This is a genomic window from Mycobacterium bulgaricum (genome assembly GCF_041287165.2).
In the GTDB taxonomy this organism is placed as follows: Bacteria; Actinomycetota; Actinomycetes; order Mycobacteriales; family Mycobacteriaceae; genus Mycobacterium; species Mycobacterium bulgaricum.
In genome coordinates, this window is record NZ_JBGGKV020000036.1 from 1 (window position 1) to 1,397 (window position 1,397).

Genomic DNA, 1,397 nt, shown 5'->3' on the forward strand with positions numbered 1-1,397 from the left:
TTGAATGGAGCAGTATCGATGGATGTGACCACTGACGAGCCAATGTCGGGGGCCGACGCTGTGGAGGCGTTGCGGTCCGCGGGTGTTCTCGATGACGTACTGGCCAAGATCGATGCTGGCCAGCTGCAGTTGACCGGTCAGGGTGGCTTTCTGCCCGAGATGGTCAAAGCCGTACTAGAACGCGGGTTGGCCGCCGAGCTGACCGATCACCTCGGATACGAAAAAGGCGATCCGATCGGGCGTGAATTGCCCAATGCCCGCAACGGATTTACCCCCAAAACGGTGGCCAGCGAGGTCGGCGACGTCGGATTGGCGATCCCACGTGACCGCGACGGCAGCTTTACCCCGACGCTGGTCCCGAAGGGCTCACGGCGGCTGGGCGGCCTCGACGAGATGATCATCTCGCTCTATGCCGGCGGAATGACCGTCCGCGATATCCAGCACCATCTGGCCACCACAATCGGCACCGAGTTATCCCACGAGACGATCTCCAAGATCACCGACGCGGTGCTCGACGAGGTCGCTGCGTGGCAGAAACGGCCCTTAGAGGAGCTCTATCCGATCGTCTACCTCGACGCTTTGGTGATCAAGATTCGTGACGGCCATCAGGTCCGCAACCGCGCGGCGCATATCGCTGTCGGTGTTGATCTCGACGGGATCCGTCACGTGCTGGGGATCTGGGTGACCGCCAACGAAGGCGCGAAGTTCTGGGCCGGGGTGTGCGCCGAGCTGGCCAATCGCGGGATCAAAGACATCCTGATCGTGTGCACCGATGGGCTGACCGGGTTCGCCGAGGCGGTGGAGGCGACCTGGCCGCAGACCACGGTACAGACCTGTGTGGTGCATCTGATCCGTAATTCGATGCGGTTTGTGTCCTACGGTCAGCGCAAGGCGATCGCCGCTGCCCTCAAGACGGTCTACACCGCCCCCAGTGTTGACGCCGCGGCAGAGGCATTCGAGGAGTTCGCGGATTCAGCTCTGGGGCAGTCGAATCCGACGACTGTGATCGCGTGGCGCAACGCATGGGAGCGGTTTATCCCGTTCCTGGCGTTCCCGCCTGAGTTGCGCAAGGTCATCTACACCACCAACGCGATCGAATCGTTGAACTACCAGCTGCGCAAGATCATCAAAAACCGCGGACACTTCCCTAACGACCAAGCCGCGGTGAAGCTGTTGTGGCTGGCGATCTGCAATATCGAGGACAAACGTGCTCGAGAACGGCAGCGCTACATCGATGACCCGCTGGCTACCGGTGATCGCTCACGCCACAGCCGACTCGTTGTCGGGGCCCGCAGCAACGGCTGGAAACAAGCACTGGGAGCACTCGCCCTGAACTATCCCGAACGAATCAACCCCTACCTATAACCGGCCATCTACACAAAAATCTTGACAAGCTC

General features: G+C 61.0%; 1 protein-coding gene. It reads left to right on the top strand.

Going from position 1 to position 1,397, the window contains the following annotated elements:
• Positions 1 to 18 precede the first annotated feature (18 nt).
• A complete protein-coding gene (locus ACAG24_RS29450; protein WP_370476386.1) occupies positions 19 to 1,365 on the top strand; it encodes an IS256 family transposase in 1,347 nt (448 codons plus the stop codon).
• The last annotated feature ends 32 nt before the right edge of the window (positions 1,366 to 1,397 follow it).